Origin of the sequence: Bordetella trematum (assembly GCF_900078335.1) — a bacterium.
GTDB lineage: Bacteria > Pseudomonadota > Gammaproteobacteria > Burkholderiales > Burkholderiaceae_B > Bordetella > Bordetella trematum.
The window spans coordinates 1-20,448 of record NZ_FKBR01000050.1; the positions used below are offsets into that span (position 1 = coordinate 1).

19 protein-coding genes are annotated in these 20,448 nt (G+C 65.8%); 4 read left to right on the plus strand and 15 right to left on the minus strand.

Annotation, left to right across the window (positions count from 1 at the left end):
• Positions 1 to 79 precede the first annotated feature (79 nt).
• Positions 80 to 1,336 (minus strand): MFS transporter, encoded by a 1,257-nt coding sequence (locus A7V84_RS19435; RefSeq protein ID WP_115638940.1) that lies wholly within the window; start codon positions 1,334 to 1,336, stop codon positions 80 to 82.
• A gap of 243 nt (positions 1,337 to 1,579) precedes the next feature.
• Between A7V84_RS19435 and A7V84_RS19440 the strand changes: the two genes are divergently transcribed.
• The gene (locus A7V84_RS19440; protein WP_025517364.1) at positions 1,580 to 2,200 is read left to right on the plus strand and encodes a TetR/AcrR family transcriptional regulator; all 621 of its coding nucleotides are present in this window, start codon (positions 1,580 to 1,582) and stop codon (positions 2,198 to 2,200) included.
• Between the two features lie 78 nt (positions 2,201 to 2,278).
• On the opposite strand, the gene A7V84_RS19445 is transcribed toward A7V84_RS19440, so the two are convergent.
• From A7V84_RS19445 to A7V84_RS19500, 12 genes are all read right to left on the minus strand, one after another.
• On the minus strand, positions 2,279 to 4,045 hold the full coding sequence (locus A7V84_RS19445; RefSeq protein ID WP_033534017.1) for an SLC13 family permease: 1,767 nt from the start codon (positions 4,043 to 4,045) through the stop codon (positions 2,279 to 2,281).
• A gap of 122 nt (positions 4,046 to 4,167) precedes the next feature.
• A complete protein-coding gene (locus A7V84_RS19450; RefSeq protein WP_052125574.1) occupies positions 4,168 to 5,277 on the minus strand; it encodes an MFS transporter in 1,110 nt (369 codons plus the stop codon).
• A 245-nt stretch (positions 5,278 to 5,522) separates the two neighbouring features.
• Complete coding sequence (locus tag A7V84_RS19455) at positions 5,523 to 6,632, minus strand: muconate/chloromuconate family cycloisomerase (RefSeq protein WP_082833009.1); 1,110 nt, start codon at positions 6,630 to 6,632, stop codon at positions 5,523 to 5,525.
• A complete protein-coding gene (locus A7V84_RS19460) occupies positions 6,622 to 7,440 on the minus strand; it encodes an enoyl-CoA hydratase/isomerase family protein (protein ID WP_025517370.1) in 819 nt (272 codons plus the stop codon). Before A7V84_RS19460 ends, A7V84_RS19455 begins: the two co-directional genes overlap by 11 nt.
• Positions 7,437 to 8,345 carry a MaoC family dehydratase gene (locus A7V84_RS19465; protein ID WP_063492121.1) on the minus strand — a complete coding sequence of 303 codons (909 nt, stop codon included), beginning with the start codon at positions 8,343 to 8,345 and terminating at the stop codon, positions 7,437 to 7,439. Before A7V84_RS19465 ends, A7V84_RS19460 begins: the two co-directional genes overlap by 4 nt.
• Positions 8,346 to 8,349: 4 nt before the next feature.
• Positions 8,350 to 9,264: an SDR family oxidoreductase gene (locus A7V84_RS19470; RefSeq protein WP_063492120.1), complete on the minus strand. Its 915-nt coding sequence runs from the start codon at positions 9,262 to 9,264 to the stop codon at positions 8,350 to 8,352.
• On the minus strand, positions 9,249 to 10,271 hold the full coding sequence (locus A7V84_RS19475; RefSeq protein WP_051348304.1) for an NAD(P)H-dependent flavin oxidoreductase: 1,023 nt from the start codon (positions 10,269 to 10,271) through the stop codon (positions 9,249 to 9,251). Before A7V84_RS19475 ends, A7V84_RS19470 begins: the two co-directional genes overlap by 16 nt.
• A gap of 11 nt (positions 10,272 to 10,282) precedes the next feature.
• Positions 10,283 to 11,266 (minus strand): Bug family tripartite tricarboxylate transporter substrate binding protein, encoded by a 984-nt coding sequence (locus tag A7V84_RS19480; protein ID WP_063492119.1) that lies wholly within the window; start codon positions 11,264 to 11,266, stop codon positions 10,283 to 10,285.
• Between the two features lie 49 nt (positions 11,267 to 11,315).
• On the minus strand, positions 11,316 to 11,762 hold the full coding sequence (locus A7V84_RS19485; RefSeq protein ID WP_063492118.1) for a MaoC/PaaZ C-terminal domain-containing protein: 447 nt from the start codon (positions 11,760 to 11,762) through the stop codon (positions 11,316 to 11,318).
• Complete coding sequence (locus A7V84_RS19490; RefSeq protein WP_063940027.1) at positions 11,759 to 13,372, minus strand: AMP-binding protein; 1,614 nt, start codon at positions 13,370 to 13,372, stop codon at positions 11,759 to 11,761. Before A7V84_RS19490 ends, A7V84_RS19485 begins: the two co-directional genes overlap by 4 nt.
• An 8-nt stretch (positions 13,373 to 13,380) precedes the next feature.
• Entirely contained in the window at positions 13,381 to 14,577 is a 1,197-nt protein-coding gene (locus A7V84_RS19495) for an acetyl-CoA C-acetyltransferase (RefSeq protein ID WP_063492605.1), read from the minus strand.
• 46 nt (positions 14,578 to 14,623) lie between these two features.
• Positions 14,624 to 15,586, minus strand: a complete 963-nt coding sequence (locus A7V84_RS19500; protein ID WP_025517382.1) for a Bug family tripartite tricarboxylate transporter substrate binding protein — start codon at positions 15,584 to 15,586, stop codon at positions 14,624 to 14,626.
• Between the two features lie 139 nt (positions 15,587 to 15,725).
• On the opposite strand from A7V84_RS19500, the gene A7V84_RS19505 reads away from it, so the two are divergent.
• Positions 15,726 to 16,634 carry a LysR family transcriptional regulator gene (locus A7V84_RS19505; RefSeq protein WP_162269654.1) on the plus strand — a complete coding sequence of 303 codons (909 nt, stop codon included), beginning with the start codon at positions 15,726 to 15,728 and terminating at the stop codon, positions 16,632 to 16,634.
• 37 nt (positions 16,635 to 16,671) lie between these two features.
• Here A7V84_RS19505 and A7V84_RS19510 read toward each other — a convergent pair whose 3' ends face one another.
• Both A7V84_RS19510 and A7V84_RS19515 read right to left on the minus strand, forming a co-directional pair.
• Complete coding sequence (locus tag A7V84_RS19510; protein ID WP_063492116.1) at positions 16,672 to 17,994, minus strand: MFS transporter; 1,323 nt, start codon at positions 17,992 to 17,994, stop codon at positions 16,672 to 16,674.
• Between the two features lie 155 nt (positions 17,995 to 18,149).
• Complete coding sequence (locus tag A7V84_RS19515; RefSeq protein ID WP_063492115.1) at positions 18,150 to 18,809, minus strand: GntR family transcriptional regulator; 660 nt, start codon at positions 18,807 to 18,809, stop codon at positions 18,150 to 18,152.
• Between the two features lie 124 nt (positions 18,810 to 18,933).
• On the opposite strand from A7V84_RS19515, the gene A7V84_RS21280 reads away from it, so the two are divergent.
• Positions 18,934 to 19,098, plus strand: a complete 165-nt coding sequence (locus tag A7V84_RS21280; RefSeq protein ID WP_156507935.1) for a hypothetical protein — start codon at positions 18,934 to 18,936, stop codon at positions 19,096 to 19,098.
• A complete protein-coding gene (locus A7V84_RS19520; protein WP_063492114.1) occupies positions 19,091 to 20,446 on the plus strand; it encodes an amidase in 1,356 nt (451 codons plus the stop codon). The genes A7V84_RS21280 and A7V84_RS19520 overlap by 8 nt, the downstream gene beginning before the upstream one ends.
• The last annotated feature ends 2 nt before the right edge of the window (positions 20,447 to 20,448 follow it).

A 20,448-nucleotide genomic window follows, 5' to 3' on the forward strand; every position in this document is an offset into this window, starting at 1 on the left:
GCTGGCCATGGCCGCATAGTTTCTACTTTTGAAACCCGTGCAAAACGGGGGCATTACCGCCCCGGCCCTGGTGAAACGCTTAGCGCTGGCAGGACTGCACAGCGTGCCGGGGCGGGCGCGCCGCCGGCCTGCCTGAGCGGGGCCCGGGCCTGAAGCCATGACGGCGCGCCAACACGGCAACCGTCAGAGCCGCCAGGGCCAGGCCGGCCAGCACGCGGGGAAACGCCGTCAGGCCATGGCTTTGCAGCAACACCCCGCCCATCGCCCCGCCCCCCGCGATGGCGCTGTTCCAGATCGTCACGCTCATGGATTGGGCGGCATCGGCGGCTTCGCCGGCGCTGTCGGCCAGCGCGGTCTGCAACAGCGTGGCGGCGCCGCCGAAACTCAGGCCCCAGAGGATCACCGCCAGATACACCGTAGCCGCATGCGTGGCATCCGCCATCAACAAGACCGCCGCCGCCACAAACAGCACGAGGCTGCTCAACACGCACCGACGCAAGCAGCGATCCACGACCAGACCAGCCAGCCACAGGCTCAGCAAGGCGCAGAGACCGAACACCAGCAACACCTGATCGACCTGTGCGCCAAGACCGGCCTGCGCCACGAATGGTGCGACATAGGTGTAGAGCATGTTGTGCGCCAACATCCACAGCGCCGTGGTCAACAGGATGGCGCGCAGACCCGGCAGCCGAAACACCGCCCTCAGGGTCTGCTGCCCCGCGGCCACCTGGCCCGGAAAATCGGGCATGCCGCGCAGCACGCCGACCAACAACAACACGGTCACCGCAGACACCAGGCCGAAAGTGTTGCGCCATCCGATCGCCTGGCCCAGCCAGGCTCCCAGCGGCACACCCAGCGACAGCGCCACCGGCGTGCCGGCCATCGCCACCGCCATTGCCCGCCCCTGCAGCGCCGGCGCCACCATGCGCCGGGCGTAGCCGGGCAGCAAGGTCCATGACAAGCCCGCCGCCAGACCGGCCAGCAAGCGCGCCGCCAGCGTGAGCGGGTAACTGCTGGAAAGCGCGGTGATGGTGTTGAACACAAGAAAGCCGATGATGGCCATCAACAGCACCGAACGGCGGCGCCAATGACGGGTGGCCAGGGTCAAGGGAATGGCCGCGACGATGGAGCCCATCGCATAGACGGTGATCGTCTGCCCGGCCAGGGCCTGTGACACGCCCAGCCCCTGGCTGATCTGCGGCAACAGGCCGGCCGGCAGGGTCTCGGTCAGGATGCCGACAAAGCCCGTTGTCGCCAGCGCCAGCAGACCCGTATACGGCAGGCCTGGGCCGCCCGGCTCAGCCTGGGAAGCACTGGCCGCGTCCTGGGCATCCATGCCCGCTTTCTGCCTCAGCGACATGCGGCCCCCATCCCGGCCGGGTGTTCTGCACCACCGCCCGCCGGGCCCGCCCTGCCAGACCCTGTGCCAATGACGCTCCCTGAAACACCCGCCCTGAAGACCCTCATGTCGACCCTCAATATATATATCGATTGGTACATATATTGGCGAGGCCAGCGTGCGTTGTCAACGACTTATGTATCAAGTAGTATGGATATCACAGCACAAAGGAAATCCGCCATGGCACAGATGGGCCGTCCCCGCCGCTTTGACCGCGACGCCGCCTTGGAACAGGCCATGCACCTGTTCTGGGAGCATGGCTATGAATCCACCTCGCTGGCCCTGCTCAAGGCCAATCTGGGCGGAGGCATCACCGCCCCCAGCTTCTATGCCGCCTTCGGTTCCAAGGAAGCGCTGTTTCGCGAGGTCGTCGAGCACTACCTCGCCACGCATGGCCAGGTGAATGCCGCGCTCTGGGACGATAGCCTGCCGCCGCGACAAGCCATCGAGCAATCGCTGCGGCGCTCGGCCAGGATGCAGACCGGGCGCGGTCATCCCAAAGGATGCCTGCTGGTGCTGTCGGCCAGCACCTGCTCGCCCGAGAATGAACACTTGCAGCAGTTGCTCGCCAGACAAAGGGCGCGGACTCACGACGGACTGCGTCGCTGCGTGCAGCGCGCCGTGGACGCCGGCGAGCTCCCCGCCGATACCGATGTGCGCGCCCTGACGGCAGTCTTTCAGACCTTCCTGAACGGCCTGAGCCTGCAAGCCCGCGATGGCGTGCCCGGCACGGTGCTGGACGCCGCCGTCACACAGCTGTTTCAGGGCTGCTGGCCTGCGCAGGCCAGCTCCCCTGCGTAAGGCCTTGCGCCCCGGGCGGCCCATGACCTTGAATGCCGCCTCGCCAGCCGGGCGCTGCCCGACGGCAGGCGCAGCCCCTCAGAACGGCCAGAACATGGGGATGAACACAATTCCCAGCACCCAGAAGATCAGGTTCAGGGGCAGCCCCACCTTGATGAAGTCGGCGAAACGATATCCACCCGCGCCGTACACCATCGTGTTGGTCTGATAGCCCACCGGCGTGGCGAAGCTGGTGGATGCGGCAAAGGTCACCGCAATCAGAAAAGGCGTGGCGTCCACCTCCATCATCCTGGCCGTCGAGATACCGATGGGCGTGAGCAACACGGCAGCCGCGGCATTGCTCATGAACTCGGTGAGCAGCAAGGCCATCAGATATACCGCGGCCAGCACGATCAGCGGCCCCTGCTCCCGGACCAGCCCCACGGTATTCTCCACCAGGAACTGGGCCGCGCCCGTTTCGCTCATGGCCATCCCGAGGGGCAGCAACCCGGCCATCAGGATGATGATGCGCCAGTCGACGGCATCATAGACATCGTCGGCCTTCAGGCAGCCGGCCAGGGTCATCGCCACCGCGCCGATCAACGACGTAATGCTGATCGGCACCCAGCCCAGCGCCGACACCAGAATCACCAGCGCCATGGTGGCCAGTGCGAACGGCGCGCGCCAGCCCATCTCCTTTTCCGCCTCGCGTTCGGACAGCACGATCAGATTGCCATCGCCGCGCAGATCGGCAGCTTCGGCCGCCGGCGTCAACACCAGCAGGATGTCGCCCACCCGCAAGCGCACTTCCTTCAGCTTGTCGCGCAGCACCTGGCCGCGGCGATGGATGCCCAGCACCGTGGCATTGCGATGCCAGCCGGCGCCCAGGCTGGCCAGGGTGCGACCGCTGATGCGCGAACGCGGCGCGATCATGACCTCGGTCAGCACCTGTTCGACCTCCTCGAAGGAACGCTGCTCCAGCTTGAACTGGGGGTCCACCTCCAGCCCTGCCTCCTTGCGCAACTCATCCAGCTTGGTCCAGTCGCCGCGCGCGAGCAAGACGTCGCCCGCCTCGATCTGCTGTTCGCGCGGCCCCCATACCTTGGCGTCGCCGCGCAACAGCTCCAGCACGAACACCCCGTATTCCTCGCCCAGCTTGGCGTCTCCGACCGACTGGCCGATCAGGGAGGAATCGGGCATGACGCGCAATTCGGTGATGTACTTGCCGAGTTCATATTGCTCGACCAGCTCGCCGCCGCGCGCATCGGGCAGCAGCCAACGACCGACCGTCAACAGGTACAGACAGCCCACCCCCATGCAGATCAACCCCAGCGAGGTGAACTCGAACATGGTGAAGCCAGGATGGCCATGCTCGCGCGCGATGGCATTGACCAGCAGGTTGGTGGAAGTCCCCACCAGCGTGCAAACCCCCGCCATCTGCGAAACATACGACAGCGGAATCAAGGCCTTGGAGGGCGACATGCCGATACGCGCCGTGGCCGCCATCACGATCGGGATGAACACGGCCACCACGGCGGTATTGTTCACAAAGGGCGCAATCGCCGCCAGGATGAGAAACAACACCAGCAGAAACTGGAACGGCGAGCGCGCCCGGCCCAACAGATCGCCGATGCCGGACAAGGCGCCACTGTTCTGCAAGCCTGCCGCCAGCACGAACATCGCCGCCACCGTTATGGTTGCCGGATTGCTGAAGCCCGCCACGGCCTGCTCCGGCGTCACCAGCCCCAGCACCGCCAGCGAGCCCAGCACCAGCAAGGCAATCGCATCGATCCGGAGTTTCTCGGTTGCGAACAGAACGATCGCCACCAGGGCCAGACCCAATACCACCGCGATCTCGGTCGTCATGCAGCATTTCTCCTTTTCTTGTTCTCTCGACCGGGCTTGCCGCCCTGCCTCATGGTAGCGTCCTTGAGGCAAAGCCGGCGCTCCAGCAACAGCTCGGCGGGATTGTTACGCGGAGATACGGTTCAGGGACGGGCTCGGCGCAGCAACACCAGGCCGCCCAGCGCGCACAGCCCGGCGGCAAAAAACCCGGTTCCATAGCCGTGCGCCTGGATGACGAGGCCGATCACCGGCCCGGTCAAGGCATAAGAGGCATCCTGAAAGCCGGCGTAGAAAGCCATCGCCGTGCCGCGCTCATGCGGGCTGCAGCGTCCGGCGGCCAGCGTACCCAATGCCGGGAAGGTCAATGAGCAACTGCCGCCGACCAGGGCCACGAATAGCAGCGCCCAATACTGATTGGGGGCCAGGGCCAGCAACGCCAGGCCCAGCGCCTGGCAGGCCAGCGACAGCGCCGCCAAGCGCTGCAGGCGATTGCCCTGCAGCAGGTGGCCAAGGCTCAGGCGCACCGCCACGAACGACAGCCCGAAAAGCGATAGCGCCACCGTCACCATCGACCAGCCCGAAGCCGCGAAGTACAGGGAGACGAAAGCTTCGATGGAGACAAAGCCCACCCCGTGCAGGAACAGCACCGCGCCCGGCACCAGCACCTTGCCGAAGACCTTGCCGCCGGCCGCCTTCTGCTCGCCATGGCGGACCTCGTCGGTTACCGTCGCCAGGGCGGCCAGGGCCAGCAGCGCGACCACGACAGCCACGCCCCCCGCAGCGGCCAGCCCCCAGAGCTTGAACAGCACAATGCCCACCGGCGCGCCGCAGGCCACGGCCCCGTAGATCGAGATACCGGTCATCGCCAGCACCCGCGCCGTGCTGGATTCGCCGAGCTTGTCGATGGTCCAGACGATGGCTGCCGTGATCAACGTGCCCACGGCCACGCCCTGAACGATGCGCGCGGCCACCAGCAATGGCACCGTCCCCTCGAACGCCTGCCCGCCGAGCGCCAGCAGTGCGCCATACAGAGCCAACGCGCCCAGGCTCACGGCCACGCAGCGGCGCGCCCCCGAACGCAGCAGCCTGCCCACGAACACCCGGCTGCCCAGGGATGCCAGGAACTGCGCCCCGATCACCATCCCGACAATGCTGTCGCTGGCCCCCAGCTCATCGCTGATGAACAGCGGCAAGGCGCCCAGCGACAGGCCGACGACAAAGAAGCAGGTAATGACGGCGAACTGAATCCGCACGACATCAAATCGGGATGGGAGGGAAGATGGCATTCGAACCCCAGAGACTGGACAGGGGCCGCGCACCCACGCTAGCGCCCTGCCACGATTGAGCAGTGCGCGTTGGTTGACGTTAACGCTTACGGTGCATGATCCGGACGATGCGGGTGAGCCCGCCGCCCGGATGCCACTGAGAATAGTTTACCTGCGGACCGCGGGACAGGCCAGCACCGCCGGCGGGCCGGGCCGCCCTGCCCGCCCCGGCCTCAGCGCGGCACCTGGTAAAACCGCAACTTGTCCGGGTCGATCTCCAGGCCCAGCCCCACGCTGTCGCCCAACACCAGATCAAAGGCGTCGTAACTCACAGGGGCGCAGGCCACATCGTCCTTGAGCAGACGCGGGCCAAAAAGCTGGCAGCCCCAGGCCAGTGACGGCAGAGTGGCGAACAGCTGCGCGCAGGCGGAAGTGCCTATGCCACCTTCCAGCATGGTGCCGCCGAACAGCGAAATCCCGGCCGCCTCGGCCACGGTGGCGACCTGGCGCGCGCGCATCAGGCCACCATGCTTGGACACCTTGATCGAGAAGGCATCGGCAGCCGCCTCGCCGGCGAAGGCCATGGCGTCCTGCAGGGTGCACACGGCCTCGTCGGCCATGATGGGCACCGTGAAGCGCGCTGCCAGCCGCTGCATGGCCGCGCGGTTCCACGCCGGCACGGGCTGCTCCACGGCATCGATGCCGCCGGCCTCCAGTCGCTCGATGCACCAGCTTGCGGTGGCCTCGTCCCAACCCTGATTGGCATCGACCCGCACACTGGCATGCTCGCCAAGGGCCTGCTTGATATCCAGCGCGCGGCGCACGTTCTCGGCCGGCTCCCCCTTGCCCACCTTGACCAGGAACAAGCGGTGCGAACGGCTCTCCAGCAGCGACTGGGCCTCTTCAATGTCGCGCCGCGCCTCGCCATGGCCAAGCACCCACAGGGCCGGCATCCTTTGTCGGAGCGCCCCGCCCAGCAGGGTGGCCACCGAGACGCCCAGTGCGCGTCCGGCACAGTCCAGGCAGGCCATCTCCAGCGCCGCCTTGGCATAGGCATGGCCAGGAATGGCCGCATCCATACGGGCATGTATCTGCATCAGGTTGCGCGGATCGGCGCCCGCCAGGGCAGGCACGAGACAGGCGTCGATGATGTGCTGGACGGTGCCCGGCGTCTCCGCGCCATAGTGCGGGATGATGGACACTTCGCCCAGACCCGCGATGCCCTCGTCCGTGAACAGTTGCACGATCAGCATGTCGTGATCCGTCAGGGTCGCCATGGCCAGGCGGTGCGGCCGCCTCAGCGGCAGGGCAATCCGCGTGGTGACGATGCGTTCAATCTTCATGGCGGATGCCTCCATAGGCCAGCGGCCGTTTGTCCAGGAAGTCGGCCACGGCGCGCTGGTGGTGCGGCGTCGAACGACAGTCGGCCTGGGTGCGGGCCTCGAACGCGAGCAGCGACTCCAGCGAACCCGAGTGCTCCGCCAGCAGGGCCTGCTTGATGCCCCGCATCGCCACCGGCGAGGCCTGGGCCAGCTGGCGGGCCACCGCCATGGCGCGCACTGACAGACGCTCGGGCGCGACCACTTCGGCGCACAGCCCCAGCTCATGGGCCTGAACCGCGCTCAACTCGCGCGCGCCCAGCATCAGCGCCTTGGCTCGCAACGGCCCCACCAGCCGGGGCAGTGTATACAGTGCCCCGCAATCCGGAATCACACCCAGCCGCAGAAACGGCAGCCCGAAGCGCGCCCGGTCACTGCACAACAGATAATCGCAGGCCAGCGCCAGGCTCAGGCCGGCGCCGAAACAGCAGCCGTCAATAGCCGCCACCACCGGGCAGGGCAGATAGGCCAGGCCGCGCACCACGGGATGGTATTCCTCCTCAAGGCGGCGCTGGCTCTCCTGCGGGGAAACGTCCCCGCCACGCATATCTTCGATGTCTCCGCCCGAGCAGAAATGCCCGCCGTTGCCGGCCAGCACCAGTACCCGGGGCGGATCCTGGGCCAGCGCCTGCAACTGGCAGGCCAGCGCGCGCCGCAAGGCACCGTCCAGAGCATTACGGCGCGCCGGGCGGTTAAGTCGCAACAGCCCGATGCCCCCCTCTTCCTCGTAATGCAGGACGGCCTCTTCCTTCAGACGAAGATCAACTGTCATGGAACGCTTACCTCCGAAAGAAAAGAAGGCGGCATGGCCGGCGCCGCACTCAAGCGCGCCACGCCGTGGCTCAGCACCATGGCATTGCGCGGCAACGCGCAGGCGTCGAAATGGATCAAGCCGTCGGCTTCCTGCCACAGACGTACGCGCAGACGCTCACCCGGGAAGACCGGCTGCGAGAAGCGCACGTCCAGTCGCGCGAGGCGCTCCGCCCCGGCCTGCCCGCCGAAGCACTGCATCACCGCCCGCGCCGCCAGGCCATAGGTACATAGCCCATGCAGGATCGGGCGATCGAAGCCCGCGGCGGCGGCGACGGCCGGATCGGCATGCAAGGGGTTCATGTCGCCGTTCAGGCGATACAGCAAGGCTTGCTGCGGCAAGGTGCGCAACGCCATTTGGGCATCCGGTGCGCGCGCCGGGCAGGCAGGCAAGGCCTCGGGCGGCGTGTCGCCGGCGCCGAATCCCCCGTCGCCACGGCAAAACGACGTCTGCTCCAGCTCGGCGACCTCGTGCCCGGCCGCATCCGTGAGACGGCGTCGCACCACTACCAGCGCTCCCTTGCCGGCCCCCTTGTCCGTCACATGCGTTACTTCGTGCCGGGCCGTGAGGGTTTCGGCAGGCAACAGCTCGCGGTGCAAGCGCATGCGCTGCTCGGCATGCACCATGCGCCGCCAGTCGATGCCGGCAGCCGGATCGCGCATCCACAAGCCGGGATAGCCCACCGTTACGGCAAAGGTCGGAAACACGCGCGGCGCCTCGGCCTGCAGAAATCGCAAGTGGCGCGCATCCAGGGGATCCTCGCCCAGGCCCAGCGTGGCGGCGTAAAGCAATACATCGCGCACGTCGTGGCGCTGCTCGATGACCGGGAACGCCCAGCGACGGATCGTCTCGTAGGAGATCGCCATGGTCTCAGATCGGATCCCAGCCGATGACTTCCGGAGACCGCTCCAGCGCCATGAAGCTCGAATGCATGGCCGGCAGGGCGACCTCCGCAATCGACTGCGCCGACCATCCCTCGCTCATATGCACCGAGCGCACCGGCCGGGGCTGGCTCATCAGCATGATCTCGTTGGCGCGCACCGCGAAGATCTGCCCATTGACTGCGCTGGCCGCCTCGCTGGCCAGAAAGACCGCCATCGGCGCGATCTTGTGCGCCTCCATGCGCTGGAACTTCGCCACGCGCGCTCGCTGCGCTTCGGTCTCGGTCGGCAGCGAATCGGTCATGCGGCTCCAGGCAAACGGCGCGATGCAGTTGGAACGCACGCCAAAACGCGCCATGTCGAGGGCGATCGATTTGGACAGCGCGACGATGCCCAGCTTGGCGGCGGCATAGTTGGCCTGCCCCAGATTGCCGATCAAGCCGGAAGTCGATGTCATGTGCAAGTAGGCGCCGGACTGCTGATCCTTGAAGTACGGCGCCGCCGCCCGGCTCACGAAGAACGTGCCGTTAAGGTGCACGTCGATGACCGCGCGCCACTCCTGCTCGCTCATGCGAAAGAACATCCGGTCGCGCAGATTGCCGGCATTGTTGACGACGATGTCCAGCCGGCCATAGGTATCCATGGCAGCCGTGGCAATCTGCTGGGCGGCGGCCCAATCCGAAACCGAGTCGGTGTTGACGATGGCCTCGCCCCCGCTGGCGCGGATCTCATCGACCACGAGCTGGGCTGCCGAACGATCCCCGCCCGCGCCATCCAGCCCCACCCCCTGGTCGTTGACCACCACCTTGGCGCCGGCAGCCGCCAGGCCCAACGCAACACCCTTGCCGATCGCTCCGGCCCCGCCGGTGACGATGGCCACCTTGCCTGTCAGTTCTGTCCGCATGCCACGCTCCGCTCCGCTTCAAATACGCCCGCCGCCAGATGCCGGCGGGTCGCCAGGTACTGCGCTTCCAGTCTGTCGACCACCGTCGCCACCGGGGGAAGATCATCGATCTGCCCCACCCCCTGCCCCGCGCCCCAGATATCCTTCCAGGCCTTGGCCTTGGAGCGCCCATCGGCAAAACTCATGCGGGACTTGTCACCGCTTGGCAGCTCGTCCGGGTCCAGACCCGCGCGCGTGATGCTCTCGCGCAGATAATTGCCATGCACGCCCGAGAACCAGTCGCTGTAGACAATATCGTTGGCCCCGGCGCGCAGGATGGCAGCCTTGTAGGCATCGCTGGCATTGGCCTCCTGCGTCGCAATGAAACGCGTGCCCATATAGGCGAAGTCGGCGCCCATGGCCTGTGCCGCCACGATGGCCTGGCCGGTGCCCAACGCCCCCGACAACGCAATCGGTCCATCGAACATCCGGCGCAACTCGCCCACCAGGGCAAAGGGCGACAGCCGCCCCGCGTGGCCGCCTGCGCCCGCCGCCACGGCGATGATCCCGTCCACGCCCGCCTCCAGCGCCTTCTCGGCATGGCGCAGGCTGATGACGTCATGCAGGATGATGCCGCCATAGGAGTGCACCGCATCGACGATCTCCTTGACCGGCGCACGCAGCGAACTGATGATCACCGGCACCTGGTGCGCCACGCAGGTCCGCATGTCCGCCTCCAGACGGACATTCGACGTATGAGAGATCTGGTTCACCGCGATCGGCCCGATGATGGCCTGCGGGTCGCGGCGGGCGTGATCCGCGAGCGCCTCGCGCAGCAAATGCAGCCACTCGTCGAGCAACTCGGCCGGGCGGGCGTTGAGCGCGGGAAACGAGCCCACGATGCCGGCCTTGCACTGGGCCAGCACCAGCTCGGGATAGCTCACCGTGAACATCGGCGCGGAGATGACCGGCAGGCGCAGGCGGCTCAGTGCCGCCGGCAGGCGGCGGGGGGAAGTGGTCAGGGTCATGGGTTCAGACTTCAATTCAGTGTCACGCCCGAGGCTTTGATCCGATCGGCCTGGATGCGCGAGTCGGATTCCAGAAACGCCTTGAACTCGGCCGGATCTCCGGCCACCGGGACATAGCTGTAGGCATCGATGTTCTTGCGGCGGAACTCCGGATCGGCGATCACCTCGCGGACATCGGCGGCAATCTTGGACACCAGGTCCGGCGGCGTGCCGCGCGGCGCCAGCAGGCCGATGTTGAACACCGCCTGGATATCCTGCAGCCCCGCCTGCGTGAACGTCGGGACCTCGGGCAGCGAGGCGCTGCGCGACGGCGCGGAGATGGCCAGGGCTTTGAGCATCTGTTTGCGCACATGCTGCTCGATCACCGAGACGCCCAGCACGGCCGCATCGACCTCACCGGAGATGACGTCCGGAATCAGGTTGGAAGCGCCCCGGTATGGCACGTGCGTCAGCGAAATGCCCTCCTGCCGTTCCAGCGTCACGATGGGCAGATGCGCGATCCCGCCGCCGCCCGTCGAGCCGTAGCTCAAGGGCTTGTCCGCGGCAGCGCGCGTCTTGGCCAGCTTGACGAAATCCTGCATCGTCTCGACCGGCAGGCTGCTTGACACGAAGAACACCAGCGGCAGGCTGACCATGCGCGAAATCGGCACAAAGTCTTTCTCCACCGAGTAGGGAAGCTTCTTGTAGAGATGCGGGCTCATGGTCAACGCCGCCTCCGTACCCGCGAACAGCGTATAGCCGTCAGGCTGGCTCTTGGCAACGGTGTCGGCGCCGATGATTTCATTGGCCCCGGGCTTGTTCATCACGATCACCGGCTGGCGCCATGTATCGCCCAAACCCTGGGCCACGGCCCGGGCAAAGTTGTCGACTGGTCCGCCGGCGGAATAAGGCACGACGATCGTCACGGGCCTGTTGGGATAGCCCTGCGCCTGGCTGCCGCTGGCAGCAAGCAGGGCCGCCGCGCCCAGCAGGCGGGCAAGGGAGCTAGATAGCATGATGGTTGTCTCTCCGTTGTTGTTGTGCGTGGAATCTCAAAGGCTCAGCTCAGCCAGGCCTGCGCAATATCAGCAAGGGACTGTTCCCCTCCTGAATCACCCGTCCCTTTTCATCGACGAGCTGCAGATGGCGCCCCAGGCGACCGGTGCGCGCGCTGCTGCCCTGATGCACCTGCGTGATGGTCATGTGCAGGCTCAGGGTGCAGCCCACCGTGATGGGTAGCCGGAACTGCCAGTCATCGAGCGACAGCATCCCCACCGCCGACCTGTCGAAAATCCCCATCTGGTGCATGAAGCCGGTCAGCAGGGCGATACCGAAAGCCCCGGCCACGATGCGCTCGCCAAAGCGGGTTTGCGCCGCGAACACGGCATCGGCATGAATCGGGTTCCAGTCGCCCGACAGCATGTTGAAGAACGTCAGATCCGCTTCGGTGACCGTGCGCCCGGAACTGCTGAAACGCTGGCCCACTTCAAAATCTTCGAGATACATCGTCATGTCGCCCTCCTTGCATCGTTGCCCTGCTCGGCAGCCAGACGCTCCTCGGCCTGCTTGCGCAGCAGGACACGGGAAGTCTTCAGCCCGTTGACCCCCACCGTCTGTGGAAAGCCCTCGACGATCCAGACCCGGCACGGCACCTTGAATCCGGCCACGGACAACCTCAGGCGCGCCAGCAACGCCTGCGGCTCGAAGCTGCCCTCGGGACTTGCCACCACAAAAGCCACCGGCCGGGGCTGGCCATCGACATCGGCGCTCACCACATGCGCATCCTCGACCCCCTCGTGCTGTTTGATCGCCTCCTCGATCTCCTCGGGATTGACCAGATGGCCGCCCAGGCGCATGGCGTCGCCCAGCCGCGACATGAACACGAAGCTGCCATCGCCGCGCAGATAGCCCAGGTCGCCCGTGCGGAAGTAGCCCTCGTGCATCGCCTGGGCGCTGGCCTGCGGATTGCCGAAGTACCCCACGAAGTTGCCCGGGGACCGTATCTCCAGCTCACCCGGCATGCCATCAGGCAGCAGGGCGCCGGTCTGCGTGTCGCGCACGCGCAGGCAGGTCTGTTCAGCCGCCATGGGGCGCCCCCCGCCCAGCAGCCGCTCCTCGAGGGGCAAGCTGCCCGGCTGCGCCGAGAACAGGGCCTGCACCTCGCTGGAGCCATAAAGCCCGTGCAAAGGCATCCCGCGCTCGACACACTCGCGCGCAAAGGGCCCGAAGCTGGACGTGAACGCCCCGAAGCCGAAGTAGCGCGCATGCGGAAACGGGCGGGGTCCGGCAGCGCCCTGCGCCAGCCGGCGGAACATCTCGTCGCTGCCGAAAGCATGGGTCACGCGCTCGGCCTGCATGAGCGCCACTGCCTGCGGCGCGTCGAATACATCCTGGATGACCACCACCGCGCGGCCGGCCAGGGCAGCCAGCACGCTGTTGAGCCCGAACACCCCGCACATCGGCAACATCGCCAGCAACACGGCGTCGGGTTGATCCAAGCCCAGAACCGCCGCGCAGCGACGCGCGTGACCGATCAGGGTGGCCTGCGTATGCATCACCAGTTTGGGTGCCTTGGTCGTGCCCGACGTGGAGAACAGGATCACGACGTCTTCGGGATCCGAGCCATCGGGCTCAGGGCCGGGCGGCATCGCGCCAGCCCCGAATGCCCGCAGCGGCCAGGCGCAGGCCGGGGCCGGATCAGCCGGCGTCTCCAGCACGGCGACCTCTTGCAGTCCGGGCGCGGCCGCCGGCGTGACGTGGGCAAGTATCCCCAGCGCGTCCAACCGGGGATGCTGCCCATGGGTGATCAGCAGCCTCGCCCCGCTGGCACCCAGCAGATAGGCGACCTCGTCACTGCGGTAACGCGTATTGATCGGAATGGCCCTGGCCCCCAGACGCGCCAGGGCCAGCAACAGGGCAATCCACTGCGGACTGTTGAGCAACCACAAGGCCACCGCATCGCCGCGCCCGATACCGCGGCTGCGCAGCCAGGCCGCCGCCTGGTCCACGCTCTCGGCAAAGGCCTGGTTGCTCCATCGTCGGCCGTCCTGCACGAAGGCAGTGGCCTGCGGCTCGGCCCGGCATCGCGCCTCGATCAGGCGGGACAATCGCATCGTTTCCATGAGCTCCCTCACGCCCGCTCAAACACGGCGGCCACGCCCTGCCCGCCGCCCACGCACATGGTTTCCAGCGCGTAGCGGGCGCCGCGCCGTTTCATTTCGTGCAACAGGCTGGCCATGATGCGCACCCCGGTCGCGCCGATCGGGTGCCCCAGCGAGATGCCGGAGCCATTGACGTTCACCCGGGCGTGATCGTGCAGTCCCCATTGCCGCAGCACCGCCAGCACCTGGCAGGCAAACGCCTCATTGACCTCGATCAGATCCATGTCCGCCAAGGACAAACCCAGTCGCGCCATCAGCTTCGCAGTCGCCGGCACCGGCCCCATGCCCATGGTGGCCGGCTCGCAGCCCGCCGCCGCCCAGCCGACCAGATATCCCATCGGCTCCAGCCCCAGGCGCTCCAGTTGGTCTTCGGCCACCACCAGGCAGGCGGCAGCGGCATCGCTTTGCTGGCTGGCATTGCCGGCCGTCACGACCCCGCCGTCCAGCAACGGCCTCAAACGCGCCAGGGCGGACAGACTGGCCTCGGCGCGCACGCCTTCATCCTTCTCGAAACGCAGCGCCGGTCCCTTGCGCTGCGGCACATCCAGCGCCACGATCTCATCGCGGAACAGGCCCTGGGCATGCGCCGCGCTGGCGCGCCGGTGGCTCTCCAGCGCATAGGCATCGGATTGTTCACGCGTAATCGAGAACGCCTGCGCAACGTTCTCGGCGGTCTCTATCATTCCCGAGATCACCCCGAAACGCTCCACGGGCTGCGAACGTTCGCGACCGCGCTCCAGGCGGTCGTAGAAGCTGCCGCTGCCGGCGCGCTTGCCCCAGCGCATATCCATCGAGTAGTACTCGATGTTGCTCATGCTCTCGACGCCGCCGCACAGCACCACGTCCGCCGCGCCGGTCTGCACCATCATCGCCGCCGAGGCCACCGCCTGCAGCCCGCCGCCGCAACGGCGGTCAAGCTGCATGCCCGGCACCTCCACCGGCAGACCCGCGTGCAACGCTGCCCAACGCCCCACACAGGGCACCTCGCTGTTGGCATAGGATTGCGCAAACACCGCATCATCGATGCGCGCCGGGTCGATCCCGGAGCGCGCCACGACCTCCCGGACCACACTGGCGGCCAGGTCCTCGACCGGCATGGCACGCAGCGCGCCGCCAAATGCGCCGACGGCGGTTCGTACGGGCGCGACGACCGCCGCCCTTCTCAATTTGTTCATAGGATTGCTCGTTGTGGAATGCCGGAATGCGGCGGAATTACTCAGGCGACAGGCCGGCCTGCTTGACCAGCTGCGCGTGGATCGCCAGTTGCTGCGCCATCAATGGCCGCAAGGCTTCCGGCCCGCCCTGCTCCAGCGGAAAGCCCAGGCTGTCCATCTGCGCCTGCACCTGCGCATCGGCTGCGGCACGGTTGAAGGCAGCGGCGATGCGCGCCACCACCGCTGGCGGCAGCCCTTTGGGTCCCAGCACCCCTGCCCATGACGTGATCGGAAGCCGCTCGAAGCCGCTTTCCTCCAGCGTGGGTGTCGACGGAAACACGGCACTGCGAGTCGTTGACAGCACCGCCAGCGCACGCACCCGGCCTTCCTTCACATAGGGCAGGCCAATGGTCGTGCCGATCATCGCATCCACGCGGCCGGCCAGCAGATCCATCATGGCAGGCGGCTCCCCCTTGTAAGGCACGTGCACCATGTCCACGCCCATACGCCCCTTGAGATGCGCAAACGTCACCTGCCCGGTGCTGTTGCCGGTCGCGTAGTTCAGCTGGCCCGGGCGCCGCTTCGCATACTCGGCAAACTCCGCCAGCGTGCTCACCGGCAGATCCTGCCGCACATAGAACACAAAGGTGAAGCGCCCGATATCCGCGATGGGCGTGAAATCGGCCATCACGTCATACGGCGGTTGAATGCGCAATGCCGGCAGCAAAGAAAGATTGCCCGACGTCGCCAGCGTGATCCGATAACCATCGGCGGCGGCCCGCGCCACATCCTGCGCCGCCAACTGCCCTTCTGCGCCCGGCTTGTTTTCCACCACGATGGCCTGGCCCAGATAGGTCTGTGCCCGCGCGCTGAGGGAGCGCGCCACGCCATCGGTCGTCGAGCCTGCCGGAAACGGAACCACCAGCGTGATCGGCTTGGACGGAAAGTCAGTTCCGGCCAGCGCGCCCGCGCTGCAGGCCACGGCCAATCCCAGACAAAAACAATGCAGAAACGATCGCAACGTGAGTCTCCTGTTGTGGTCCCTCTGAACGGGGTAATGCATTGTCAGACCCTGACACCACAACCGGAAGCCCTACGCGACGCAAGGCATTGATGCGAACTACGCACCAATGCTGCTATGTTTTCGAACGGAGGGCTCCATGGACACCGATAATTTCCTGTTTTTCGCAACACTGGCCGAATCTCAAAGCCTCACCGACGCCGCGCGGCGCCTGAACATCGACCGCTCCGGCGTCAGCCGCAAGCTCAAGATGCTGGAGGCCCAGGCGCAGGCGCAACTGGTCGTGCGCGACACCCGCAACATGGCCCTGACGGCGCTGGGCGAGGCCTTCTATGCCCGCTGCTTGGCGATCCGCGACGAGATCGCGCGCGCCCGCGACATGCTCGACAGCCGCAAAGGCCTGATCCACGGCCCCCTGCACGTCAGTTGTCCGCCCGCCATCACTCGCACCTTGCTGGCCCCGGTGCTGCGCACCTTCTGCCATCAGCATCCCGCGATTTCGCTGCAGTTGACACTGCAGCCGGGCCCGATCGACCTGATCGACAAGCAGATCGACGTTGCCATCCGCTTTACCAACGCCCCCGAACCTCAATACGTCGCCCGCCCGCTGGCCACCACCGACTGGTTGCTGTGCGCCAGCCCGGCCCTGGTCCGGGATCATCCACCCGAGACGGTAGAAGCGCTCGACGCCCTGCCCTGGCTGGGCATTCGCAACCGGATGGAAATCAGCCTGCAGGGCCCTGCGGGCCCACACCGGCTGCTGCGCACCTCGCGCATGTCTTGTGGCGACTACGCCATGCTGCGCGACCTCTGCCGCGACGGACTCGGGGTCGCCATGCTCCCCGCCTACGCCGCCGCGCAAGGGCTGGCCGATGGCAGCCTGCTACAGGTACTGAAGGACTACCCCATCCAGCCCACGCCAGGCAGCACCCTCTACGCCATCACCCTGCAGTCCCGCTACATGCCCCCCCAGGCCCGCGCCCTGGTTGCCTACCTGAAAGAACAGGTTCGACTGAACGCCTGGGAAGGACTTACTGCGGTGGACTGATCTGGAAGCCGGTGGACAAGCCCACCGCAAACAGTGTCTAGACAGCCAAGCGGCGCATCGTCAGTCCGATGATGGCCGTGGCGATCAATTGCATGCCTGCAACCACGTAAAGGCCTACCGCCACACTGCCGGTCCACTCCTTGAGCCAACCCATCATGAACGGTGTGGCAAAGCCCGCCAGATTGCCCACTGAATTAATCAGTGCAATCCCGCCGGCTGCTGCCGTTCCTGTGAGGAAAGCTGCCGGAATAGCCCAGAAAACCGGGAAAGCCCCCAGCACGCCAATGGCCGCGACGCTCAGGCCCACCATGGCCAGGACCGGACTTCCGATATAGGCACCGCTCAACGACAAACCTACAGCACCGACCAGCGTGGCGCCGGCGCAATGCAGGCGCCGTTCCCTGGTGGTGTCCGAATGGGCCCCATTAACGACCATAGCTGCCGTGCCAAGCATGAATGGAATGGCCGAAAGCAAGCCGATGTTCAACGCCCCCTGTACACCCAGCTCACGCACAATGGATGGCATCCAGAACGCGAGCGTCGCATTGCCGCCCACGATGCAGAAATAAGCAGCGGTGCAGAGCCAAAAGGCCGGCAAACGCAATGCCTGAGTAAAGTTGGCATGCCTGCTCGGATCCAGGTTTTCACCCTCTAGCTCCAGGGTCAACGCAGCCCGTTCTGCTTCGGTCAACCAGCGTGCCTGTTGCGGACGATCCGGCAGGTAAGCCAACACCACCAGACCTGCGATTACCGACGGGACGCCCTCCAATACGAACAACCATTGCCAATTGCGCAGGGGCGCCACGCCATCCATTCCGCTCATGATGAGACCGGCAAGGGGCCCCCCCACTATGCCGGCAAGGCCGAACGATGTCATGAACCAGCCATTGATCCGCCCGCGTCGCCCCGATGGAATCCAGTACGTCAGAAATAGCATTACTCCCGGGAAGAAGCCTGCCTCGAATGCACCAAGCAGGAAGCGCAACAGGTAGAACGTGGCAGGCGTCGTGACGAACGCCATCGCCATCGACGTCACCCCCCAGAGAATGGTGATTCGTGCCAAGGTCTTCCGGGCACCGATGCGCTGCAATAAAAGATTGCTTGGCACCTCGAAAAAAAAGTAGCCGATGAAGAAGATGCCGGCGCCCAGGCCATAGACCGCCTCACTAAATTGCAGGTCCTGCAGCATCTGCAATTTGGCAAAACCCACATTGACGCGATCGATCCACGCCAGCAGGAACAGGAAGATCAAAAAGGGGATGAGACGCCAGGCGACCTTGCGGTGCATCCCGCCAGGGTCAACCGCCGGTTCGGCATGGCCGAACGGCGCAGAGGGTGGTTGTTGGGAAACGGCATCCATGGAAATTCCTCGGTAGAGCGGATCAGGGGGAGCGTCCTGGCCCGCCTATACCGGGACAAGGTCACGCAAGCAGATACTTTTGTCTGCTATAAATATATTTTGCCATTTTATAAAAATACAAAGATCAGGATTTACCCGCGGAGACCACCCATCCCTCAGGCCAGCAGGTTCTTCGGCAGCGCCGCGACAAAAGACGCAAAATTGACCGAACCCTGTCCCGGGCTCATATGGCGGGCCATCAGCTCGGCCGCACGGCCGGGCTCCTGATCCTGGATCGCAGCCAGCAATTGCGCATGCTGCTCCCAGGACGATGCGAGCCTTCCAAAGGCAGAGAACGCGTGCAGTCGATAAGCCCCGGTGCGCGAGCGCATCCGGAGAATCTCCTGGCGCAGGTAGGGATTGCGGGCCCCCGCGTACAGGGCCTCGTGAAAGCGCCGGTTGTGTTCCTGCCAGGCGTCGGTGTCTTCGCGCCGCACCACGGCGGCTGCGCGCTCATGGATGACGCCGAGCTCTTCGCGCTCGGCCGGGGTCATCCGCTCGCAGGCCAGCCGTGCGCCGATCCCTTCCAGCTCTGCCAACAGCTCCCACATGGCCATCAACTGGGCCACGTCCATCTTGGCCACCACCATGCCGCCGCGCGGCAGACTGGCCACCAGCCCTTGGGCCTGCAATTGCAACAAGGCTTCGCGTACAGGCGTGCGAGAAACATCATAGGTCTGCATCAGCAACTGCTCGTCAACAGAGTCCCCCGGCAACAGGCTGCCGTCACGAATGGATTCCTCGACGGACAGACGAATGCGTTCAGCGACCTTCATGGCGGATTCCGAGAGAAGAATAAAGAAAATCAACCTGCTTCATAGTATTTTCTTGACTTATATAAATATATTTATGAGACTAGACTTTTATTTTAAGAGCAAAGCTTAGCAGGAGGTGACGACCATGAACGACTCGTTCAAGCAGGATTGGCAGAGCTGGGTGGCTTTGGTGTGCGCAACGAATGGACTTGCCGCCACCCCTGCCATGCAGGCGGCCATCGCACGTACCCTGTTACGCCTGGCTGTTGTGCAGTCCGAGATTCCAGTTGCGGAACATCAACATGACTGAGCCCGTGCACGCTCTCTCCGTCAGCGAAATGCACCTCCGCCACAGCCAGACACCGGAGGCACGACGCGCTGCACTGATCCTGGCGCAGGCCGCCGCCTTCCGGGAACACATAGCCTCGCCGGGCTGCGTCACACGATGTGCCCCACTCGAGTCGCTCGGTGCTCCCACCAATGGGTTGCTGCAAGGTGTCGCGCTCGCCCACAAAGATGTTTTCGAAACCGGATGGCAAGCACCAGGTTGTGGACGTCCCCGGCGTCACCAGACGCCCGGCCCCATCGCGACGGTGTTGCGTCGTCTGCAGGCGCACGGCGCACTCAACCTCGGCACACTAGCCATGGCCGAGCATGCTTGCGGCGCGACGGCTGAAAATCCCCACCACCCCGTACTACTCAACCCCCTCGACCCGACAGCCGCCCTGGGCGGATCCTCCAGCGGTTGCGCTGCTGCAGTCGCTGCGGGTCTGGTCCCGGTTTCGCTTGGCACGGATACGGCCGGTTCAGTCCGCATGCCGGCCGCGACCTGCGGCCTGATCGGCCTGAAGCCGACTCGAGGCCTGCTACCGTCGGATGGCGTAGCGGCGCTGGCACCCACACTCGATACCGTGGGCCTGGTAGGCCGCGATGCTCTCGATACAGCCTACGTCTACGCTTCCCTGCTGAGTCCTGGCTCAGCAGAGCCCGACCTGCCCAAGCATGCATCCGAAATCGAGGCCGCCGTCTCCCGCTCACGCCACTGGCGGATCGCCTCCGCCCTGTCCGCAGACGAAACCCGCAATGACGTGCTTGCAGCCACCACCGCCTTCGAACAGCGTTTGCGGATCACAACCCGACTTCATGCCTGCGCCGCCCCCGACCTGGAGCGCCTGAATCGACTGGCGCAGATCGTGCTGCACGTCGAGGCAGCCGCCACGCTCGCCGGCGATGTTCGCCATGAACTGGCCACGCTAGCGCCTTCCACCCAAGCCATCGCCCTATCAGGCTGGGCGATCCCGGCGATCTGGTACCGCTATGCGATAGCAAGCATCGAGCCGTTGCGCCGAGCCTTCCTCGCCCGCCATCTGGCTGGCGCCGACCTGTTCCTTACACCCTGTCTGCCGCAAGGGGTACCGGACCGCGACGATGTCACCACCACCAGCGCAGGATTCCAACCGCGCGCGCTAGCGGCGCTGCATCGCCACCATGCCTACGTCAACTACCTGGGACTACCGGCACTGGTCATGCCCATCGGCATTGATGCACGGGGACGCCCGATCTCCATACAGGCGCTGGGCGCGCCTGGCAGCGAAGCCCTGCTGCTGGCCTTTGCACACCAGTTCGCCCTACCTTTTTCCACTATCCTGCAACCCTGACC